The sequence below is a fragment of the Shewanella sp. MF05960 genome, from assembly GCF_050849305.1.
In the GTDB taxonomy this organism is placed as follows: Bacteria; Pseudomonadota; Gammaproteobacteria; order Enterobacterales; family Shewanellaceae; genus Shewanella.
In genome coordinates, this window is record NZ_JBOZPS010000021.1 from 19,604 (window position 1) to 37,880 (window position 18,277).

Below are 18,277 nucleotides of genomic sequence, written 5' to 3' on the forward strand. Positions count from 1 at the left end.
GATAACAGGCGTTTTCGTGATAGTTGATCGCAGCGGTTTTATTATCGGCACCGGTATCTTTTGATTGGGCCTCACATTTATGATCGCCGCTATTGAGCATCTTGCTGCTATTGCCTACAATAACGCACGTTTTATTAATTACAGAATATGATCATGAACGACACTACTGCTAAACCTGCTTTACCCGATCGCCTTAGCGTTAATCCACGTAGCCCACACCATGTGGCTGCCATTTTCGAACATGAGATTGGCATTTTGTTTAATGGTAAAGAGCGAAATGATGTAGAAGAATACTGCATCAGTGAAGGCTGGGTAAAAGTTGCCTCGCATAAAGCATTAGATCGTCGTGGCCAACCGCTTACGATGACAGTAAAAGGCAAGGTTGAAGCGTTCTACAAGTAGAACTGAGTAAGCTGACTCTTAGCGTCAAAAAACGAAAGGCTAGCCCAATGGGCTGGCCTTTTGCTTTGGTGAAAGTTTAGATAAACAATTAACGCTAGATTTACTTATCAAGTATTACTCATTAAGTTTCGCTCATGGCAGCGCATGTGATGTTTTATTGCAGTTAAAAAATCCATAACAATATATAAAAATTGATTAGACTAATTCTTAGCAATGCTACAATCTACCTTGTAGACTTGTTATTAATCGATCACGAAGCCTGAAAATGTCAAAATGAAATATGCGGCGATACTGATAACGAATAAAACAAAATGACTTATTATACAGATAAGCATGACTGCTCCAGTACCTGTTACATCGCCTGCTAGTTTTGCTTGTCCTATCGATATAGATGTAAGGAATGCAACTATTATACTCACGAGTAACTGAGACCAAAAATCACCTGTAAAAAAAGGGAGTATGTAGCATAATGCCGGTCCTAAGATGTATGCTACCTCATTATCTTTAGATGAAGAAAAGGCAATACTTAGAAAAAAAATTAATATATAACTTCCTATGATTTCTGTTAATTCCATTTATCTATGATCCTATTTAGTCTGGTCTTGTATTAAAATTGATACTACATCGGAATTCAGAAGTATTAGGTAGTTCAAATTCAACTATTTATGTTAATTCATGTACTTAAGTGAGCGCATATTATTAGTCCCAATCTGGTATGAGTTTACTTGCATTGCCATGTATTAAGTTTATTGAGTACGAATTCATCAATTTTTTGATGTAAAAGTATATTTTCATCTTTAATAGCATAAGTTCCAACTGTGTCTCCGATGTTGAATTGATGTGTACATCGATAACTCGGATCTGTTTCGCCGTGACCATCTAACATACAATCGCCCCAATATAAGTAATCGCTTCCAGCCTTATCATATGCCACCCAATGATATGGGCTTTGATCTTCAAATTTGATGTTTTCCATATCAGAATGTCTTAAATCTTCAATATTCAATACATGTTTAATAATTTTATTGTTAGAAAGATTAACTTGAATATGGTGATAGATATTACCTATTGAATGGCTAGGTGATGTTACTTTAAAAGCAGAAATATGTTTGTGTAGCTCTTTACCTTCAAAAAAAATTGAAGGGCCATAACCTGTATTTTTATCAAAGTTTGAATCGTTACTTGATGCGGTAGATAGTGACGCTGGGGTTAAATATTCCTTCGGTAAACAGTATTTATCCCATTTTATTGTACTGGTACTAGGGCTGCATGCCGCGATTAATAATAGTGGCGTTAATATGATTAATTGATTCATTAGTTAGCTCCTTTATATCCAACAGCAGAATCACAGTCATGGCAGTAAAGTTCACCATACAATGTAAATTCCGCTTCATCAGGAACATTATTAAGCCAAGTACCACCATAAAAATGGTTAGGGATATTGAACAATTTAAATGCGATGTGATGGTAGTCAGCCATTTGCTTAAGGCTGAGCAAACCTTTTACTTCGCCAATATTGCCATTGTCATAGTCATGTGTAACGAAGGATATATGTTGATTTGCCACTTCAATACCGACGTCTTTAATTTTCGCTCTCATTTGTGAAAATGTACCCCGAAAGCCGCCACTTTCAAGTCCGGTTGCCAAATTAACTACAGTCGAACGAGCCATAAACTCCCAGTAAGCAAACCCTTTGTTATTCCAATATTCCAAAAATTAGTATCGCCGCTTTGAATAACATGTTTTAATTTTGTGGTATCGGTTACCCATAAAGCATATCCAATCCGAGCGACAGGATCTTTTTTGCTTAGTCTACTTCTCCAGAAAGCTTCTAAGTTGCCATTAAGCACATTTGTTCGTTCTTGAGCGGTAATCGCCAAATCACTAGATGCCATATTTAATTCCTTTTAAATTATTCTATTTGAACCATTCTCATACTATAACTGATATTGACTTAACTGAATAATTATTAGCCATATCTATATGAAATATATTGTTTTATTTTTTTATCCTATTATAAATGATTAGTCTGTAGTAATCAGAATAGCTAGTTTGAGGGTAAAATTTGTCTACTTCTTATTTCATCATCTCATCTGTAAACAAACTCTGCCAAGCGTCACTCTGTTTAAACACAACATGACTTTCATTCATGTTCAATCACTGTAGAATCCGCGCCGTGTTTTACCATTCTTATAATTTGTGTATTTATGATGATTGATCTGGCGTTACTTCCTGTTTACCTGACCACTGTGGTGGCATTACTGTTAATTCCTGGCCCTGATATGTTGTTGATTGCCAGTTCGAGTTTGAGCTATGGCCGCAAAGTGGGCGTGTATGCCAGTTTTGGCAATGCGACTTCGGGTCTTATTTTAACCTTACTTGCGGCAATGGGTGTTTCGGCGCTGGTGGCGATGAATCCAATGGCATTAGAGTTATTACGGATTTTAGGCGGCGCATATTTGCTAAAAATGGGCTGGGATTGCATGCGTAGCAGTGCCAGTGAGGCGCCCGAGATTGCTCAGCAGAATAACTTAGCCAAATTACTTTATCGCCGTGCAGTAATGAGCAATTTATTAAATCCTAAAGCATTACTGTTTTTTGTGTTGTTTTTGCCCCAGTTTGTGTCGACTCAACTCAGTGCTAGTTCTGGTGAGCAAATGTTGGCGTTAGGGCTATTACTGAATGTGATGGGACTGGTGTTTAATTTATTGCTGGTGGTTTTAGTGGGAAGTTTGGGTAAGTCATTACTCAATAATGCTAAGTTTCGTACTTATCAAAACAAGTTTATGGGCGTGATATTTTTTGCGCTAGCACTTTGGTTACTGGCATCCCAAGTACAAAGTGTAAGTTAACGCGATTGAGTGTTACATATATAAAAACCACGGTTAATACCGTGGTTTTTTGTTATGCGCTGTTTAACTCATTTTAACTATGATGAGTGCGATTAATGTTTTGACTGTTTGATCGCTGCGATCTCTTGCTCTACCGCAGCAACCACGTCTTGTGGATTTTTGAGGTATTTAGAGTGGTCGATGAATATGGCATTATCATTAACGGTCATAATTAATGCCGGAAAGCTCGTGGTGCCAATGGATTGCTGTATCTCTTCAATGGCTTCTAAAATGTATTCAGCATCGGTACTCAGCTCGTCTTTAAACACTTTATTGGTCGGCGATAACTTAAACTTTTCGACGATGTCGTTAAAGTCGTGTTTATTGTTAAATGGATTGCCTTCAATAAAATGCGCAGCTTGAATGGCATTAAGCACTGGTAATTGTTTACTGGCTTGCTTGTCTTGCATCCAGGCCATAAAGTTAGCTGTTTTTATTGAGTTTTTTGGGCTGTTTACATAACGAATATGCTCACGTCCAAATTTAAGGCCACTGGCTTTGGCTGCCGCTTGCATTTGCTCTTCGCCGGCACTGTCTTTACCAATGTAATGCGCACTGTGCAGTAAATGTACTGTCATGTCTGGATAGGCTTGTTGCAGTGCATTCACCAACGGAGTCGTGGCGTAGCTCCAGGGGCAGTGTGAGTCGAAGATAAAATAAAGCTCAGTGGTCATGATATTGATTCATATTGGCGATCAGATGAGCCGATCCTAAATAGTTTATCGCCAATATACAATCATTGTCGTCGTGCTGTTTTAATGGTCTGTTCTGTATCGCTTAGTTGAATGCTAGACCATTATTGCTCAGTCACAATCAAAGATACAATTTTAGGCTGCTGTAAACGGTCGCCTAAATTAAGGCGTAATCAATGCACAGCAGGTCCTAAGGATTATTTTTGAGTGGGCTCTTGTATTTGGTATAGGGGTTTGTGTTCTTCGCAGGTGACTTCACAATCACAGCTCTTTTCTATTCCTACATTCGCAAGCCCTGCACAGCTGCCTTGAATGGGTTTTCGTCCTAAAAAAACACCTAATGCCATCACTGCAAAAAACACTAAAAACACCGTAAAAGTTATTATAAATTGCATGCCGATTTCCTTTGTTGTTGCAATGATTGGCTTAAACATCACGTTTTAGCACGCATCAAGTTACTCAAATTGATATTGATGTGGTATTCTAAAATAATTAATAGCATATGCCAATAATGGTTTTGTGTTTTTCTTTTTGTGAGGTTTTATGAGTCAGCAGCATCAATCTGAAAAAGCGTTATTAATTGAAAGCTTAAGCCTGGTTTCTCCTGAAACATCAGCAGATGATTTATGCGCAGTCGTTAAGCCATCGAGTCATCAGCATTGTATGTTATGTGGTACGCAGCCTTTATTAGGATTGCATTTGCAATTTTATAGCACTGCAGATCAGCAAGTATGGGCTCGCGCCAAAGGGTCGATTCATCAACAGGGGTATCAAGGGATTTTGCACGGTGGATTTTTATCAGCACTACTTGATAGCGGCATGTGTCAGGCCCTTTTTCAGCAAAATATAGAAGCTGTTACGGCTGATATGAATATTCGTTATTTGCATGAAGTCCCTGTAAACAGTGAGATTTTAATTAAAGGTAAAATTATCTCATCCCGCTATCCATTATATAAAGTTGAGGGCGAACTTTATGTTGCAGGCAAACTCGTGGTGAAAAGTAGCGCGCGCTTTATGGCAAAAGGTTTTGGTAAAAAGCGCAATGCTTGTTAGTACTGCTTGACGCTAGATTGATCTTTTATACTCTAAGCAGAATAGCTTGAAGATATAACTGCAGAGTTTGTTCACAAACACGAGGTGACTAATGTGATTAACCACCTACATGAGTTACGGTTGTTTACCTTAATGTTTATACTATTAAGGCTTCTGGATCGGGTGCGCGCATTCTGTCCCACCATTCTTTGTTAGCAACAATTTGGCCTTGATCATCAATGGCTGGATAGGGAATTTGTTTGCGCCGACAGGCTTTGGCGTAAATGGGATGACCTTGTTCAAATAACATGGTTTGGCAATAGGCAGCATCAAGTTTACGGGTGCCGTACATATTGGCGACTTCACGTTGACGCTGAGCTTCATACATCACTAATGCCGATGCAACAGAGACGTTGAGAGACTGCACCATGCCGCGCATTGGAATAATAATATGCTGATCTGCTGCTGCAATAGCTTCGTCGCTCACACCATCACGTTCATTGCCCATGACGATCACTGTGGGCTGCGTGTAATCAATCTCGCGAAAATCAACGGCAGAGTCAGAAAACGTAGTGGTTAATACCTGCATGTTTTGCTTTTTAAACGCTTGGAGAGCTTCATCAAAGGTGTAATGTTTAACCGTACTCACCCATTGCTGGCTACCAGAGGCTGTGTTCCCTGACACCCGCATATCAATATCGGGCCACACCGCATGAATTTGGTGGATACCCACACAGTCGGCTGAGCGAATAACCGCGGCAATATTATTGGTCATATGCACTTTATCAAGGCAGATGGTGAGGTCTACCTGGCGGTTATCTAGCATTTGATTTATTCGGGCAAAACGTTCTGGGCTCATGAGGTAACTCTATTGATTCATCTATTTATTCAACGATTAATTTCACTGATGCATATCATGCTGGTCATGTGTTTGATGTTGAAGAGGTTCTATAAGGTCGAGATTATTTGAGCAGCATTATAACGCATAAATAATCTTAAATCGGTAATGATATGTTTTATGTGAAGTACTGCTTGTGGCAAGCTTGCCTATTAATGTTTTTTGTTAAATACATTATGATTTTACTGATTTTAGATTATTTCGACATTAGAGGCGGATGTATTGACTGGCATAAATGATGACATCACGATTCGATTACCTTCGTTAATTCATCGTATTGGTAGTGAAAAAACCAAGCAAGCCAAAGCAATTGCGCTGCAATATGACTGCGAGCTCAAGCGTGTGCGTCGATCTCGCAATTGGGCATTGATTGGTGAGGCGCTCAAGATTCAAGCTTTTACCATCGATTTACGTGCACTAGATGATGATGGTTGGCGTTATCTTATTCAAAAAATTACCACGGCGCTTCTTGAACATGCTGACAAGTTAGAACCGCTTGACACTAAACTAACGCGATTAATCACTGAAACCCCTGGCATTACATTAGGGGAGTTAATGCAACTGACTCAATGCAGTATTGCTGAAGCTCGCATAGCCCGTTTTAATGCTGAAGTGTAGAGATTGTAATCAAGACTTTTGTACAGCCGCTGCTGGAACATATGGTTAGATTACAGTGAAATAGTTGTGTAGATTGCTTTGTCGATTATCGTGTTGGGTATTGTTTAAATCACTGGGTAGGGAGTTGACCGTTTTAGCGCGATTCGAAGACCTACAGGATTGTGTGAGATATATTATTATCATGGAAGTTAAAAGAAATGCTTTACAATATTTAAAACTCATGTAGTATCTACCTCGCTCTGACATTCAGAGTTATTAATGAACACCAAGTAAAAAGAAAGCCTTAGAATCTCTTCGTTATCGTTGTTATCCTCTGTGTTTCCCTTAGCTTCATAGTGCCATTCAATAATTCAAGCTTGAGCGCATCGCATTTTCGCGACAGATTGATTAATTTAAATATATAAGGGACATAACATGTCTAAAACTACTGGTTTAGTAAAATGGTTCAACGAAGATAAAGGTTTTGGTTTTATCACTCCTGATAACGGCGGCGCTGACGTGTTCGTTCACTTCCGTTCAATCACTTCAGAAGGTTTCAAAACTTTAGCTGAAGGCCAAAAAGTATCTTTCGAAGTTGAGCAAGGCCAGAAAGGCCCTCAAGCTGCTAACGTAGTAGCTGAGTAACTCTTACTTTGTAAGATAGCGCAAATAGTCTAGCGACTGTTTGCGCTTTTTTTTGCCTGTTTTTTAGCAACATTAATACCATCAAACTTTATGGGTTTACTCTTTGTCGAGTTGCTCGCCCCGCGGCTATTTCGTTTTTCTCCTCGCACTTCTATATTGATCTACATCAACGCCAATTTGTCTAAAACACGCCATTATATTAGTCGTACTTAATGCTAATTTTATAGGCGCCAGCAATGACGGATGAAAAGTTAATGGTATGCCTAAAAGTCTGCATTTTTACTGGTATCTGTCTCATTTTATTGGGTGTGTATTTACATAATTTTAGTGATGTGATTGAAGCGATGGCTGTAAACGGCATTATCATCAGTGCAATGTGTGTCGCTTTTGGCATGATTTTGTCTCTACCGACCAAAATGTATCTGACATTTTTGTTAGTGATGCGTGAAGCTGAAATCTGCCATAAATAGCAAACGTACGGCCTTTAATACTTCAAGAATGGTGTTGTACACCTTACTCAATTAACGATTCTGCTTTTACGCATATCCTCATTTTCTGTTGTCTTTTTTGTTATTAATGATTGTGCATTAATTTGCGCTATTTGCTGTGCTACATGTATTTCTGATGCCAATTTGGAATGAATTGTATTGCTAATCCTTCATTTTTTTTCATTAGCTGCTTTTAAGTTCGCCAATCTATTTCTAGATAAATAGCAGTAATAAAGTGGTAATGCAGCAGTGATTATTACTTAATTGATACAACAGGTTTTTAATGCAGGATTAATTCTTAATGTATTGATTTAAATGATTTTTAAAAAATATTACTTACAGTCATTATGTAGTTTTAATCATTTTTTGTAACATTTTTGTGTGATTTATGCAGCCTTTTCATATTGAATCGGGTGACATTCAGTATTGGATCCGTTATTACTGTTAATGACACGATAAATAAATGACATTTAAGGGAAAAAAATGAGTCCATGGTTTACTAATGTTCAGCTTGGCTTTGACATGGCGACCAGCCTGACGATTGTTGGCGCTGCGATTACTTGGGTTATACGAGAAAAGAAGCAAGCGGAAGCTGAAAAAGCCCGTGGTATTAATCAACAAGTGAGATCGACCAGTCTTAAAAAAGTGCAAGATGTACTGTTTGAGATGGAAGATAAGTTTTCCGTGTTGATTAATGAAACGCAATCCTTTGAAAATATGATTGATAACCGGGTGCGTAAAGTTAATGACCAATTAGACTTTACTCGTTTAAATGCGGCACTTAAACGAGACGAGAACTTTTTAGTGAAAGCCATCGACCGCCTACAAGCCATTCGTTTAGAGCTAGGTCAATTTTATGAGCTCATCCAGGTGAGACGTTATAGCTTAATACCGTTACTTGATGCGATTGAAGAGGGCGATAAGTACATTGGTGTGTTCCAGCGTAATATTGATGAAGTGGGTGATGCATACAATCAAATGACATCGGGTAATGTGTCACTGCTTAAAGAGTTACAAGCGGTTGTCACCTTACTTAATAATGAATACGGTGACGAGCTGGTTGACGTGACTGATGAGCTTAAAAAAGAACTGTTTCAGAAAATTTCTGCAGATGAAAAATTCATGAAACCGATTCAGTCTATTATTTATGATGAAGACTATTTTTACTGGGTTCAGCGATTTGTTCCTGCTGGCAAAGAAGAAGACTACTTAGAAAAAGTCGTTAGACCGAGTAAAATTGAAGACAAAGATTTGTGTTCTGAAGTGATGGTTCACTTTATATTAGCCTTGATAGGTAAGAACCATGAATTGATCTCTCAAGTGCTCAGAACCGCTTCTGGCTCGGTGATGAAAGCGCGGATTGAATGTAAGGATATCTTGATTTCACTGAGTGCGATTTCACATAAGTTGGTGATGGATAATAACAGTGAATCACTCGAAAAAGTGATTGAGAAGTATGAAGCTGAAGAATATTTTGGCAGAAATGTCACGATTCGCTAACTGTGTTGATTCTTAAACCATAACTGCAAATATTGTCATACTCATAAATCGTCTAGAGAGAGCTACCTTTCTAGGCTTTTTTGTATTTAGGCTGCTCAGTTAATATAGCTGGTTGTTCATCTTACGTTTCTGAAACCGTTTAATATATGCCGTTTAACATCGATATCTGATCAATTTTGATTTGTCTCATTCGACACTTTTTGGGGCTTAATAAGTTAAATTGTATTCTTTTCGGCAATTAACCCAAGACTAATGAGGCAAAAACACCGATAATTCACGGTAATTAGACAAGCTGGCCGTTTGGCTGCGCACGACTGTGGAAATATTCAATGGAAATCAAAGTAAACTTTCTCGATAACTTGAGACTCGAAGCCAAATTTGACGACTTTACCGTTACGGCAGACCAACCGATCCGCTACAAAGGTGATGGCTCAGCCCCTAGTCCTTTTGATTATTTCTTAGCATCGTCAGCGCTTTGTGCTGCTTACTTTATCAAGGTGTACTGTAAGGCTCGTGATATTTCAACTGAGCACATCAGGCTGTCGCAAAACAACATTGTTGACCCTGAAGATCGCTATAACCAAATCTTCCAAATTCAGGTTGAATTACCTGATGATATTTCGGCTAAAGACCGTGAAGGTATTTTACGTTCTATTGATCGTTGTACCGTTAAAAAAGTGGTACAAACTGGCCCTGAGTTTAAAATCGAAACCGTTGAAAACCTCGCTTCAGACGCCAATGCGATGTTAATGGGCCAACCCGATGGTGATAGCAATACCTTTATTTTAGGTAAAGACTTACCGCTTGAACAAACCATTCAAAACATGACGGGCTTATTAGCTGACCTTGGGATGAAGATTGAAATCTCATCATGGCGAAATATTGTACCTAACGTGTGGTCTTTACACATTCGTGATGCCGCATCACCGATGTGCTTTACCAATGGCAAAGGTGCGACCAAAGAGAGCGCCTTATGTTCTGCTTTAGGCGAGTTTATTGAGCGTTTAAATAATAACTTTTTCTATAATGATCAATTCTTTGGTGACGAGATTGCCAATAGCGAATTTGTCCATTATCCAAATGAAAAATGGTTTGCACTTGAAGATGATGATGCGCTGCCTACGGGATTATTAGATGAATATTGCCTAGACATCTATAACCCAGATGAAGAGTTATGTGGCTCGCACTTAATTGATACTAACTCAGGCAATAAAGCTCGCGGTATTTGTGCTATTCCTTACACGCGCCAATCTGACGGTGAAACGGTGTATTTCCCGTCTAACTTGATTGAAAACTTGTTCTTAAGCAATGGCATGAGTGCAGGTAATAACTTGCAAGAAGCCCATGTTCAGTGTTTGTCTGAAATTTTTGAACGTGCAGTAAAACGTCAAATTATTGAGCAAGAAATTGTACTGCCAGACGTGCCAATGGCGGTATTAGAGAAGTACCCAAGTATTTTAGCGGGTATCAAAGGCCTAGAAGAGCAGGGCTTCCCTGTTGTAGTGAAAGACGCATCATTAGGCGGTCAATTCCCAGTGATGTGTGTCACCTTAATGAACCCACGTACTGGCGGTGTATTTGCCTCGTTTGGCGCACACCCAAGTTTTGAAGTGGCATTAGAGCGTAGCTTAACTGAGTTATTACAGGGCCGTAGTTTTGAAGGCTTAAATGATGTGCCAAAGCCTACATTTAATAGCATGGCCGTGACCGAGCCAGAAAACTTTGTTGAGCACTTTATTGATTCTACTGGAGTTATTTCCTGGCGTTTCTTTAGTAGCAAATTTGATTATGAATTTTGCGAATGGGACTTTAGCGGCACTAACGAGCAAGAAGCTAAGGCGCTGTTTGGCATTTTAGAAGACATGGGCCGCGAAGTGTACATTGCTGAGTTTACTGATTTAGGTGCATCAGCATGTCGTATTTTAGTGCCTGATTACTCTGAAGTGTATCCGGTTGATGATTTGATTTGGGATAACACCAACAAATCACTTAACTACCGCGAAGACATTTTAAATCTGCACTCATTAAGCACTAAAGCCTTGTCTAAGCTTGTTAATCGTTTAGAAGAAAGCCAATTAGATAATCAAACCGATATCCCGACATTGATTGGCATCGTGTTTGATGAAAACACCGTTTGGGGCCAGTTAACCATTATCGAGTTAAAGATTTTGATTTATCTTGCACTCGGTGAGCATGAAGATGCGTTAGAGTTAGTTGAAGAGTTTTTGCAGTTTAACGACAATACAGTTCAGCGCCGTTTGTTTTATCAAGCAGTCAATGCCGTGCTTGAAGTGACTTTAGATGAAGACTTAGCACTTGAGCACTTTATTGGTAACTTTACCCGTATGTTTGGTCAGGAAGTAATAGACAACGTGGTGGGCTCGGTCAATGGCACGGTACGTTTTTATGGCCTAACGAAAACCAGCATTAAGCTTGAAGGTATTGAGCCACATTTACGTTTAATTGAAAGTTATAAAAAGCTGCATCAAGCGCGTAAAATCAAAGCGGGTTTGTAACGTTTAGACAGATAAACGATTAGCATAATAAAAAAAGCGAACCTAACTGGGTTCGCTTTTTGTTTTTGTCAGCGGTTCTGCTGTCAGCTTGCTTACAGTAATTATTGTTTATCTAAATAAGTATCTACTGCAGCTGCTCTATCTTCAGCGTGCTGTAACAACGCATCAACAGCGCGATAAAAATCACTGCTGCTTTCTAGGAAGCTATAGCCCGATACTTCAGTAGTCGCATAGGGTTCAATAAGTGCTGAGTAAGCATTGTAGCTTGCTTGCATCTTATTGGTTTCAAATGCATCGCTAATCACCTCAAGTAGATACTCGTTATAACGGTCACGATATACATCATCTGCGTATAGCTTAGAGATGAGTGGCCAGCTGCTTGAGTTGAGGTCAGAGAAGTCTAATGCTAATGCACCACCTTGCTTGCCGTCTTGCAATGCTTCGTTATTATCCCAAGGGATCCAGGTGAGCTTTGATGTGTCAGGATCGTTATATAAATAATAGTTGTGTGGCATTAAGCCGTAAGTGTCCCAGTTTTGAATGATGCCATTAACGGCTAAGTATTTTAAAAATACATCAACATCAAATACCGCTTCTAGATTCGCTCGCCATGTTTCTGGATCTGTGGTGCGAGTGTCGTCATGCAAGGCGGCAAATAGAGCTTCAATGTCTGACCAATCTTCGTCGTCTTCATTGGTTTTTTTCTCAAAGTCTGTTTGGTTAAACGAACCCTCAACAAACATTGCGCCATCATCTTCGGGTTTATATAAGTTACCTTTGTCGCTAGAAAATTGTGTGTCGATTACCGTGTCATCAATTTCTTCTACAAGCGTATATAAACCAAAATATTCAGGGCCGTCTCCATGGTCAACGTATAAAGTATAAAATCCGGTGTGTGATACCGCCAATCCGGCGTCTTTAAACACATCAGCAGCGACTTTTTCACGTAATAATGATTCGTCGTCATAGTTGTTTTTTAGACTAAGTTTTTTGAAGCCATAAAATCGTTGGTTTTTAATTTGCGGGTAATCGTCTTCGTACTCATCAAAATCGAGTTTGAAGGCTAACTTTAAAATGCCTTGCTGCCAGCTGGTTTGTAGTGACGAGTTGCCTTTAAAGCGGATGCCAACGCGATACCATTCAATCCCATTATAAAAGACCTCAGCGGGAACAAATATTGCGTCTTCTTCAGTATCGGTTAATCCATTTGAAGTGGTTCTTCCAAACTCACCATAGGTAGCCGTCATATCATCTAACATGCTCTGCCAACGCTCTTCGGTGACAACGATATCGAATCGTTTGACTTCAGTATCATTAAATACTTCATCAAAGTTAGGGTCGATATTTTTACTGTGAGTTTCGTCAGTCCAATCGGTCGCTTCAAAATCTGCGTCGGTGACTTCAGTTGTCGTGGTATCGGTTTCGGTGGTGTCGGTACTTGTTACTGTTTCTACGGCATCAGTTGTACTGTCGCTTTCACCACAACCTGTCAGTAATAATAAGCTACTGAGTGTGAGTGTAAATAACAACGTAATCGGCCGGTTAAACAACCTATTGATTGGGTATAAATGATTACTGGTCACCATCAGATTCTCCTAACATTTGCTTATGCTGAGTGATACGATTAATTGAAATAATCTCGTTAACAGTATGTTAGAGAACAAAAGTGTAAAAATTGTGCAGATAGCGTGGATATCTACAGCAAGTCAATAAAAGTGAGGTGTGGGTCATTACTCATGTATTGGGTGCACTTTATTAATCGAGTCAGTATCCATTGAGGCAGTGTTTACTTATCGCAATAGAGTGACCATAAGCGTTAATCGTTTACGCTGTTTTAGCGCTTAGCAAGCTGTGGGTTTACTGTGATTGCATTTTACATTAATGTAGTGAATACGATTAAGTGTTAATAATATGTAAAAACAAAATCTTAGACACTCAAGGACGATAAATGAAATCTTCACTTTTTTTGCTCAGCTGTGCAATGTTAAGCCCTATTATTAACGCCAATGAGCTACCGCCAATTTTAGATTTTTACCCACTTTGTACACCGAAAACTATCGATACTGCCAATGATAAAATAGTCTACGATATTGACCCAGGCTTGCTGGAATCGTCTAATGATGGTGTGCTATCCCATCGTGATGTTTATGTTCAACAAGCCTTGGTGGAAATACAGCGCAAAGCCGCAGCAGCAGGAGCTGATGCGGTTATTGTTGATAGATTAACAGTAGGCGGAATTGATCGAAGTATTGACTTGCAAGATGACAGTAGCCGAGTTAAGTCGAACACCCAACAAATCCATGTGATTACCACTGTGCAATACGTTAACTTGTGTGACGATACACGGCTTAGCAGCGACCCCACACCTTATAACAGTAAGGGTAAAGCTGTTTCGTATACCCAAACCACCGTTAAGTTGACAATGCCAAACGAGGGCAATGTATTAAAGCAAGCGCAAAAACATCAAGCACCTGATGCGCTTATTACAACCGACAGTGCTTATGGCATACACATTGGTGATTCGGTTGATGATTTATTACCTGCATTAGGCCCTCACAGTATTCAATTGCAACTCGACAATGGTGCAACCGTTTTTGGTTACGGGCGCAGTTTATGGTTTGTGATTAAAGACAGTCGTGTCGCAATGATTACCCAGAATTTAGGCTTGTTAAATGGTCATGGTCAAAACCAAATTGCCTTAAGCGAAAACTATGATAGCGATAATTGGGTGATTGCGAACCAGGTACATCAAGGTGATGAGCTTTCTAGTGTGAAAGCGCATTTAGCGCTTAAAAAGCAAGGTGATGTTTACAGTGTGGCAGGTAAAAATAGCCGCTTGTTATTAACCTTTGAAGACTATAATGAAAGTCTAGATAATGCGGCTATTTCTCGGCTTAACAGTTTTGCCATTATGCCATTAACAGTAACCGATGAGCATCACGTTAAATTGGGTAATTTTGACGATATTGATATCGCAACATTGCTGACATTAACATCTAAGCAAGCTTATACCCTACAATCACAACAGCTTATCAATCAAATCCAATTGACAGACAGCGGCCCCAAAGTGCTGGTGAATAGTAATGTATTATTGGGATTTGACCGCCAAGGTGTCGTTAACTCAATCAAAATTACTGAGTCCATGCTGGGCAAGCAAACGGTGAGTGAATTTAATGCAGTGCTTGCTAGTTACAACTTGCCCACTATTAAGTCTGAATTGTTAGCGCGATACCCAAATGCAGAGGATAATTTTGATAACATCATGCTGACAAAAGGGGTGGTAATGTTGTCAATTAATTTTGATTCATACGATGATGATGCGCAGCTAATTGATCTCACTTTACGATTTTAATTTAGATAATCACGAAAGAGAAAAGTGGTGTTAAGAGTGAAACCTCCGCGGATAAAGAGAAGATTATTGAGGGTCAATGCGCTAAAGTACCCCCCAAGTTAGTTGGGTATTAAGTTGTTAGGAAGTGAAATGAATATTGAAAATGCTGTGATTGATAATTTGGCTGATTTAGAGCGCTTTTTAGTGTTAGTTGAAAAGGGTGGTTTAGGTTTAGAAGGCGTTGCTGGTGTAGGTATGGCAACCAGTAAAGCTGATGGTCGTCATTTTGTTGCGGTATTTGGTGATAACCATAAGCTTTTACTTAGCCGCTGGGTGACACCTGAAATTTTTGAAACGGGTCAAGATATGGTTAAGAATGGGGTTAAGTCTAAGCACTGATCACCCTAGGTCAAATCAAGACGAATACCGTTTAAACAAAAAAGGCAGAATAGATATTCTGCCTTTTTTAATGGTTATGGTGCAGTTATTTCATCATTTAGCTTACGGTAAGTGTATTACTTATCTGAATTGGTTGAGCCAATTTTATGGATGGCTAAGTCGGCGCCAATAAATTCGTCTTCCTGGCTTAAGCGTAAGCTGGATACTTTATTGACGATACCGTAAACAATGAAACCGCCAATTAACGCCACCATCACGCCAGCAATACTGCCGACTAATTGCGATAGAAAGCTCACCCCACCAAGGCCGCCTAATGTTTGCTGGCCAAAAATACCGGCTGCAATACCGCCCCACACACCACATAAACCGTGAAGTGGCCATACACCAAGTACATCGTCTATCTTGCTGCTGCGCTGTAATTTAGTGTACACCCAAACAAATAAACCGCCAGCCACACCGCCGACAACAAATGCGCCAACAGGGTGCATTAAATCAGAACCCGCACATACGGCAACTAAGCCTGCTAAGGGGCCGTTATGAATAAATCCTGGGTCATTTTTACCCACAATCAACGCGATAACCGTGCCGCCGACCATGGCCATTAAACTATTCACCGCTACTAAACCGCTAATGCCATCGAGTGTTTGTGCTGACATCACGTTAAAGCCAAACCAACCGACAATGAGTATCCATGAGCCAAGTGCTAAAAAGGGAATGTTAGACGGGGCGAATGCAATACCGGGTTTACGGCCACGGCGAGCGCCAAGTAAATAAATCGCCACTAATGCAAGCCAACCGCCCATAGCGTGTACCACCACTGAGCCGGCAAAATCATGAAATTGCGCGCCAAATTGACTTTCTAACCAGGCTTGAAAGCCGTAGTTACCATTCCAAATAATGCCTTCAAATAGCGGGTATACAAAAGCCACTATCATAGCCGAGGCAAATAAGAACGGCCTAAAGCTACCGCGCTCGGCAATACCGCCAGAAACAATGGCTGGGATCGCGGCAGCAAAAGTGAGTAAGAAGAAGAATTTGACTAACTGATAGCCGTTATCAGCTCCAAGTGTTTCAGCACTGACAAAAAAGTGGCTGCCGTAAGCGATTTGATAACCAATGACAAAGTAGGCAATGGCTGAAAAAGCAAAGTCCGTTAGAATTTTAACTAGGGCATTAACCTGATTTTTGTGTCTGACGGTACCGACTTCTAAAAATGCAAAGCCAGCGTGCATGGCTAATACCATGATTGCACCAAGTAAGATAAACACCGTGTCTGCACTTTGTGCAATAACCCCAATTGCATTACTAATATTGTTCATTTCAATTGCCATATACCGATTCTCTTTGGAAATTCATGCGTTTATAAAGCAAAAGCCATTCCGTTTTTATAGTTCAATTACAATATGGCGGTCTCTTATGGTGCAAATTGCTGAAAATGTTGCTGAAATGTTTTAGGTTATGCTCAGTGTTTGTGCAATCAATAAACTTGATTATGCTAAAAAAGCGCCTTGAAACAGTGAAAAGTATTGATGATGTATCATGCTGGTGCGCTCCCGCTTTATTTTGGTGCGTCGCAGTGTCGATTTAATTAACCTTACATTAACCGCTATTATTGGGATAACCTTGTGTATATCTAAGCGATATTTAAATCGTTGGCCGATGCAATTAAACGGTGTAATAGGAACTTTATGACAACAGTAAGAGTGGCTGGGGTAGGAATGATCCCATTCTGTAAGCCGGGACAGCAGCAACCCTATCGTGTGATGGCTGCTGAAGCCATTAAGTTAGCAATAGCAGATGCTGGCATCAATGCTAAAGCAATTGGCCAGGCATATGGCGCTTATATCTATGGTGACAGCACTTGCGCGCAACATGCCTTTTACGATGTGATACAAAGCGGTATTCCAATTATTAATGTGAATAACAATTGTTCGAGTGGTTCTACTGCACTGTTTTTGGCTCGTCAGGCGGTGCTATCGGGTCAGGTAGAGTGTGCATTGGCGTTTGGTTTTGAAGAAATGCAGCCCGGTGCATTAGGCTCACACTGGGAAGACAGAGAAAGTCCATTCGAACGACTCGATCCCGTATTGCAACAGTTCAATGCACCACAAGGTCCTATTGCGTTACGTGCTTTTGGTGCGGCAGGGCGTCATTACATGGATAAATACCATATAGGCGCAGATATCTTTGCTAAGGTGGCCGAGAAGTCACGCAGGCATGCCATTAATAATCCTTACTCAATGTTTTCAACGCCATTAACTTACCAGCAAGTGCTCGACGATAAGGTGATATACGACAAGTACCTCACACGTTTAATGGCGTGTCCGCCGACTTGTGGTGCCGCGGCGACGATTGTGTGCAGTGAAAAATTTGCCCGCCAGCATGGCATCGTATCTAAAGTAAAAATTATTGCGCAAGCGATGGCCACTGACACCGAACTCTCGTGGCAAGACCCTATTAACGCTGTAGGTAAAGCCATGAGCCAACAAGCGGCAGAACAAGTGTATTGCGATGCCGGAATTGGCCCAAGAGATATCGATGTGATTGAACTGCACGATTGCTTTACCCCAAATGAAGTGATCACTTATGAAGCCCTAGGGCTTTGCCCTGAAGGTGGTGCGGTAGCGTTTATTGCCGATGGAGACAATACTTATGGCGGACGATATGTGATTGGGCCATCGGGTGGTTTGATGTCAAAAGGGCATCCCATCGGGGCAACGGGGCTTGCGCAATGTACCGAACTAACCTGGCATTTGCGCGGGAAAGCAGGTAAACGACAAGTTGAGAACGCGAGGCTAGCACTGCAACATAATGTCGGTTTAGGCGGTGCAGTCGTGGTGACCTTATACGGGGTCTAGCTATGTTCATGCGCCGTAAAACCGCCAA

The 18,277-nt window shown here is 40.3% G+C and carries 20 protein-coding genes; 11 read left to right on the forward strand and 9 right to left on the reverse strand.

The genetic code is table 11. The features are described from left to right. The first annotated feature begins 153 nt into the window (after window positions 1–153). The gene (locus ACROAE_RS17555; protein WP_432404306.1) at window positions 154–402 is read left to right on the forward strand and encodes a DUF3297 family protein; all 249 of its coding nucleotides are present in this window, start codon (window positions 154–156) and stop codon (window positions 400–402) included. 242 nt (window positions 403–644) lie between these two features. On the opposite strand, the gene ACROAE_RS17560 is transcribed toward ACROAE_RS17555, so the two are convergent. The 4 genes from ACROAE_RS17560 to ACROAE_RS17575 all read right to left on the reverse strand — a co-directional run bounded on the left by ACROAE_RS17560 (window position 645) and on the right by ACROAE_RS17575 (window position 2,297). Beyond that, window positions 645–977: a hypothetical protein gene (locus ACROAE_RS17560; RefSeq protein ID WP_432404309.1), complete on the reverse strand. Its 333-nt coding sequence runs from the start codon at window positions 975–977 to the stop codon at window positions 645–647. A 146-nt stretch (window positions 978–1,123) separates the two neighbouring features. Continuing rightward, complete coding sequence (locus ACROAE_RS17565; protein WP_432404312.1) at window positions 1,124–1,717, reverse strand: hypothetical protein; 594 nt, start codon at window positions 1,715–1,717, stop codon at window positions 1,124–1,126. Next, on the reverse strand, window positions 1,717–2,073 hold the full coding sequence (locus tag ACROAE_RS17570; protein ID WP_432404315.1) for a hypothetical protein: 357 nt from the start codon (window positions 2,071–2,073) through the stop codon (window positions 1,717–1,719). The genes ACROAE_RS17565 and ACROAE_RS17570 overlap by 1 nt, the downstream gene beginning before the upstream one ends. Then, window positions 2,055–2,297, reverse strand: a complete 243-nt coding sequence (locus ACROAE_RS17575) for a hypothetical protein (RefSeq protein ID WP_432404318.1) — start codon at window positions 2,295–2,297, stop codon at window positions 2,055–2,057. Before ACROAE_RS17575 ends, ACROAE_RS17570 begins: the two co-directional genes overlap by 19 nt. A gap of 315 nt (window positions 2,298–2,612) precedes the next feature. Between ACROAE_RS17575 and ACROAE_RS17580 the strand changes: the two genes are divergently transcribed. Continuing rightward, window positions 2,613–3,254, forward strand: a complete 642-nt coding sequence (locus tag ACROAE_RS17580) for a LysE family translocator (protein ID WP_432404462.1) — start codon at window positions 2,613–2,615, stop codon at window positions 3,252–3,254. 92 nt (window positions 3,255–3,346) lie between these two features. Here the strand turns inward: ACROAE_RS17580 and ACROAE_RS17585 are convergent, their stop codons facing one another. Both ACROAE_RS17585 and nqrM read right to left on the reverse strand, forming a co-directional pair. Then, the gene (locus tag ACROAE_RS17585) at window positions 3,347–3,967 is read right to left on the reverse strand and encodes a protein-disulfide isomerase (protein ID WP_432404321.1); all 621 of its coding nucleotides are present in this window, start codon (window positions 3,965–3,967) and stop codon (window positions 3,347–3,349) included. Window positions 3,968–4,182: 215 nt separating this feature from the next. Further along, window positions 4,183–4,380 (reverse strand): (Na+)-NQR maturation NqrM, encoded by a 198-nt coding sequence (gene nqrM, locus ACROAE_RS17590; RefSeq protein ID WP_188923367.1) that lies wholly within the window; start codon window positions 4,378–4,380, stop codon window positions 4,183–4,185. A 148-nt stretch (window positions 4,381–4,528) separates the two neighbouring features. On the opposite strand from nqrM, the gene ACROAE_RS17595 reads away from it, so the two are divergent. Further along, complete coding sequence (locus ACROAE_RS17595) at window positions 4,529–5,038, forward strand: PaaI family thioesterase (protein WP_432404326.1); 510 nt, start codon at window positions 4,529–4,531, stop codon at window positions 5,036–5,038. Between the two features lie 136 nt (window positions 5,039–5,174). On the opposite strand, the gene trmH is transcribed toward ACROAE_RS17595, so the two are convergent. Continuing rightward, complete coding sequence (gene trmH, locus ACROAE_RS17600; RefSeq protein WP_432404328.1) at window positions 5,175–5,876, reverse strand: tRNA (guanosine(18)-2'-O)-methyltransferase TrmH; 702 nt, start codon at window positions 5,874–5,876, stop codon at window positions 5,175–5,177. Between the two features lie 270 nt (window positions 5,877–6,146). On the opposite strand from trmH, the gene ACROAE_RS17605 reads away from it, so the two are divergent. The 5 genes from ACROAE_RS17605 (at window position 6,147) to ACROAE_RS17625 (ending at window position 11,661) form a co-directional block, all read left to right on the forward strand. Beyond that, entirely contained in the window at window positions 6,147–6,533 is a 387-nt protein-coding gene (locus ACROAE_RS17605) for a ribosome recycling factor family protein (protein ID WP_432404464.1), read from the forward strand. A 414-nt stretch (window positions 6,534–6,947) separates the two neighbouring features. Then, window positions 6,948–7,157, forward strand: a complete 210-nt coding sequence (cspE, locus tag ACROAE_RS17610; protein WP_160055822.1) for a transcription antiterminator/RNA stability regulator CspE — start codon at window positions 6,948–6,950, stop codon at window positions 7,155–7,157. Window positions 7,158–7,393: 236 nt separating this feature from the next. After that, a complete protein-coding gene (locus ACROAE_RS17615; RefSeq protein WP_432404331.1) occupies window positions 7,394–7,627 on the forward strand; it encodes a hypothetical protein in 234 nt (77 codons plus the stop codon). A 501-nt stretch (window positions 7,628–8,128) separates the two neighbouring features. Beyond that, a complete protein-coding gene (locus tag ACROAE_RS17620) occupies window positions 8,129–9,145 on the forward strand; it encodes a hypothetical protein (protein WP_432404334.1) in 1,017 nt (338 codons plus the stop codon). 329 nt (window positions 9,146–9,474) lie between these two features. Continuing rightward, entirely contained in the window at window positions 9,475–11,661 is a 2,187-nt protein-coding gene (locus ACROAE_RS17625; RefSeq protein ID WP_432404339.1) for an OsmC domain/YcaO domain-containing protein, read from the forward strand. Window positions 11,662–11,762: 101 nt separating this feature from the next. Here ACROAE_RS17625 and ACROAE_RS17630 read toward each other — a convergent pair whose 3' ends face one another. After that, the gene (locus tag ACROAE_RS17630) at window positions 11,763–13,247 is read right to left on the reverse strand and encodes a CotH kinase family protein (protein ID WP_432404342.1); all 1,485 of its coding nucleotides are present in this window, start codon (window positions 13,245–13,247) and stop codon (window positions 11,763–11,765) included. A gap of 362 nt (window positions 13,248–13,609) precedes the next feature. Between ACROAE_RS17630 and ACROAE_RS17635 the strand changes: the two genes are divergently transcribed. Together ACROAE_RS17635 and ACROAE_RS17640 are read left to right on the forward strand one after the other, a co-directional pair. Beyond that, on the forward strand, window positions 13,610–15,013 hold the full coding sequence (locus ACROAE_RS17635; RefSeq protein WP_432404345.1) for a hypothetical protein: 1,404 nt from the start codon (window positions 13,610–13,612) through the stop codon (window positions 15,011–15,013). 129 nt (window positions 15,014–15,142) lie between these two features. Continuing rightward, window positions 15,143–15,391 carry a hypothetical protein gene (locus ACROAE_RS17640; RefSeq protein ID WP_432404348.1) on the forward strand — a complete coding sequence of 83 codons (249 nt, stop codon included), beginning with the start codon at window positions 15,143–15,145 and terminating at the stop codon, window positions 15,389–15,391. Between the two features lie 116 nt (window positions 15,392–15,507). On the opposite strand, the gene ACROAE_RS17645 is transcribed toward ACROAE_RS17640, so the two are convergent. Beyond that, window positions 15,508–16,710 (reverse strand): ammonium transporter, encoded by a 1,203-nt coding sequence (locus ACROAE_RS17645; protein ID WP_432404467.1) that lies wholly within the window; start codon window positions 16,708–16,710, stop codon window positions 15,508–15,510. Between the two features lie 369 nt (window positions 16,711–17,079). Between ACROAE_RS17645 and ACROAE_RS17650 the strand changes: the two genes are divergently transcribed. Further along, the gene (locus ACROAE_RS17650) at window positions 17,080–18,249 is read left to right on the forward strand and encodes a lipid-transfer protein (protein WP_432404351.1); all 1,170 of its coding nucleotides are present in this window, start codon (window positions 17,080–17,082) and stop codon (window positions 18,247–18,249) included. Window positions 18,250–18,277: the final 28 nt, after the last annotated feature.

Excerpts from the sequence above, each read along its gene's own strand:
- ACROAE_RS17555 (WP_432404306.1), top strand. The coding sequence starts at position 154 with ATGAACGACACTACTGCTAAACCTGCTTTACCCGATCGCCTTAGCGTT.
- ACROAE_RS17560 (WP_432404309.1), bottom strand. The coding sequence starts at position 977 with ATGGAATTAACAGAAATCATAGGAAGTTATATATTAATTTTTTTTCTA.
- ACROAE_RS17565 (WP_432404312.1), bottom strand. The coding sequence starts at position 1,717 with ATGAATCAATTAATCATATTAACGCCACTATTATTAATCGCGGCATGC.
- ACROAE_RS17570 (WP_432404315.1), bottom strand. The coding sequence starts at position 2,073 with ATGGCTCGTTCGACTGTAGTTAATTTGGCAACCGGACTTGAAAGTGGC.
- ACROAE_RS17575 (WP_432404318.1), bottom strand. The coding sequence starts at position 2,297 with ATGGCATCTAGTGATTTGGCGATTACCGCTCAAGAACGAACAAATGTG.
- ACROAE_RS17580 (WP_432404462.1), top strand. The coding sequence starts at position 2,613 with ATGATTGATCTGGCGTTACTTCCTGTTTACCTGACCACTGTGGTGGCA.
- ACROAE_RS17585 (WP_432404321.1), bottom strand. The coding sequence starts at position 3,967 with ATGACCACTGAGCTTTATTTTATCTTCGACTCACACTGCCCCTGGAGC.
- nqrM (WP_188923367.1), bottom strand. The coding sequence starts at position 4,380 with ATGCAATTTATAATAACTTTTACGGTGTTTTTAGTGTTTTTTGCAGTG.
- ACROAE_RS17595 (WP_432404326.1), top strand. The coding sequence starts at position 4,529 with ATGAGTCAGCAGCATCAATCTGAAAAAGCGTTATTAATTGAAAGCTTA.
- trmH (WP_432404328.1), bottom strand. The coding sequence starts at position 5,876 with ATGAGCCCAGAACGTTTTGCCCGAATAAATCAAATGCTAGATAACCGC.
- cspE (WP_160055822.1), top strand. The coding sequence starts at position 6,948 with ATGTCTAAAACTACTGGTTTAGTAAAATGGTTCAACGAAGATAAAGGT.
- ACROAE_RS17615 (WP_432404331.1), top strand. The coding sequence starts at position 7,394 with ATGACGGATGAAAAGTTAATGGTATGCCTAAAAGTCTGCATTTTTACT.
- ACROAE_RS17620 (WP_432404334.1), top strand. The coding sequence starts at position 8,129 with ATGAGTCCATGGTTTACTAATGTTCAGCTTGGCTTTGACATGGCGACC.
- ACROAE_RS17625 (WP_432404339.1), top strand. The coding sequence starts at position 9,475 with ATGGAAATCAAAGTAAACTTTCTCGATAACTTGAGACTCGAAGCCAAA.
- ACROAE_RS17630 (WP_432404342.1), bottom strand. The coding sequence starts at position 13,247 with ATGGTGACCAGTAATCATTTATACCCAATCAATAGGTTGTTTAACCGG.
- ACROAE_RS17635 (WP_432404345.1), top strand. The coding sequence starts at position 13,610 with ATGAAATCTTCACTTTTTTTGCTCAGCTGTGCAATGTTAAGCCCTATT.
- ACROAE_RS17640 (WP_432404348.1), top strand. The coding sequence starts at position 15,143 with ATGAATATTGAAAATGCTGTGATTGATAATTTGGCTGATTTAGAGCGC.
- ACROAE_RS17645 (WP_432404467.1), bottom strand. The coding sequence starts at position 16,710 with ATGAACAATATTAGTAATGCAATTGGGGTTATTGCACAAAGTGCAGAC.
- ACROAE_RS17650 (WP_432404351.1), top strand. The coding sequence starts at position 17,080 with ATGACAACAGTAAGAGTGGCTGGGGTAGGAATGATCCCATTCTGTAAG.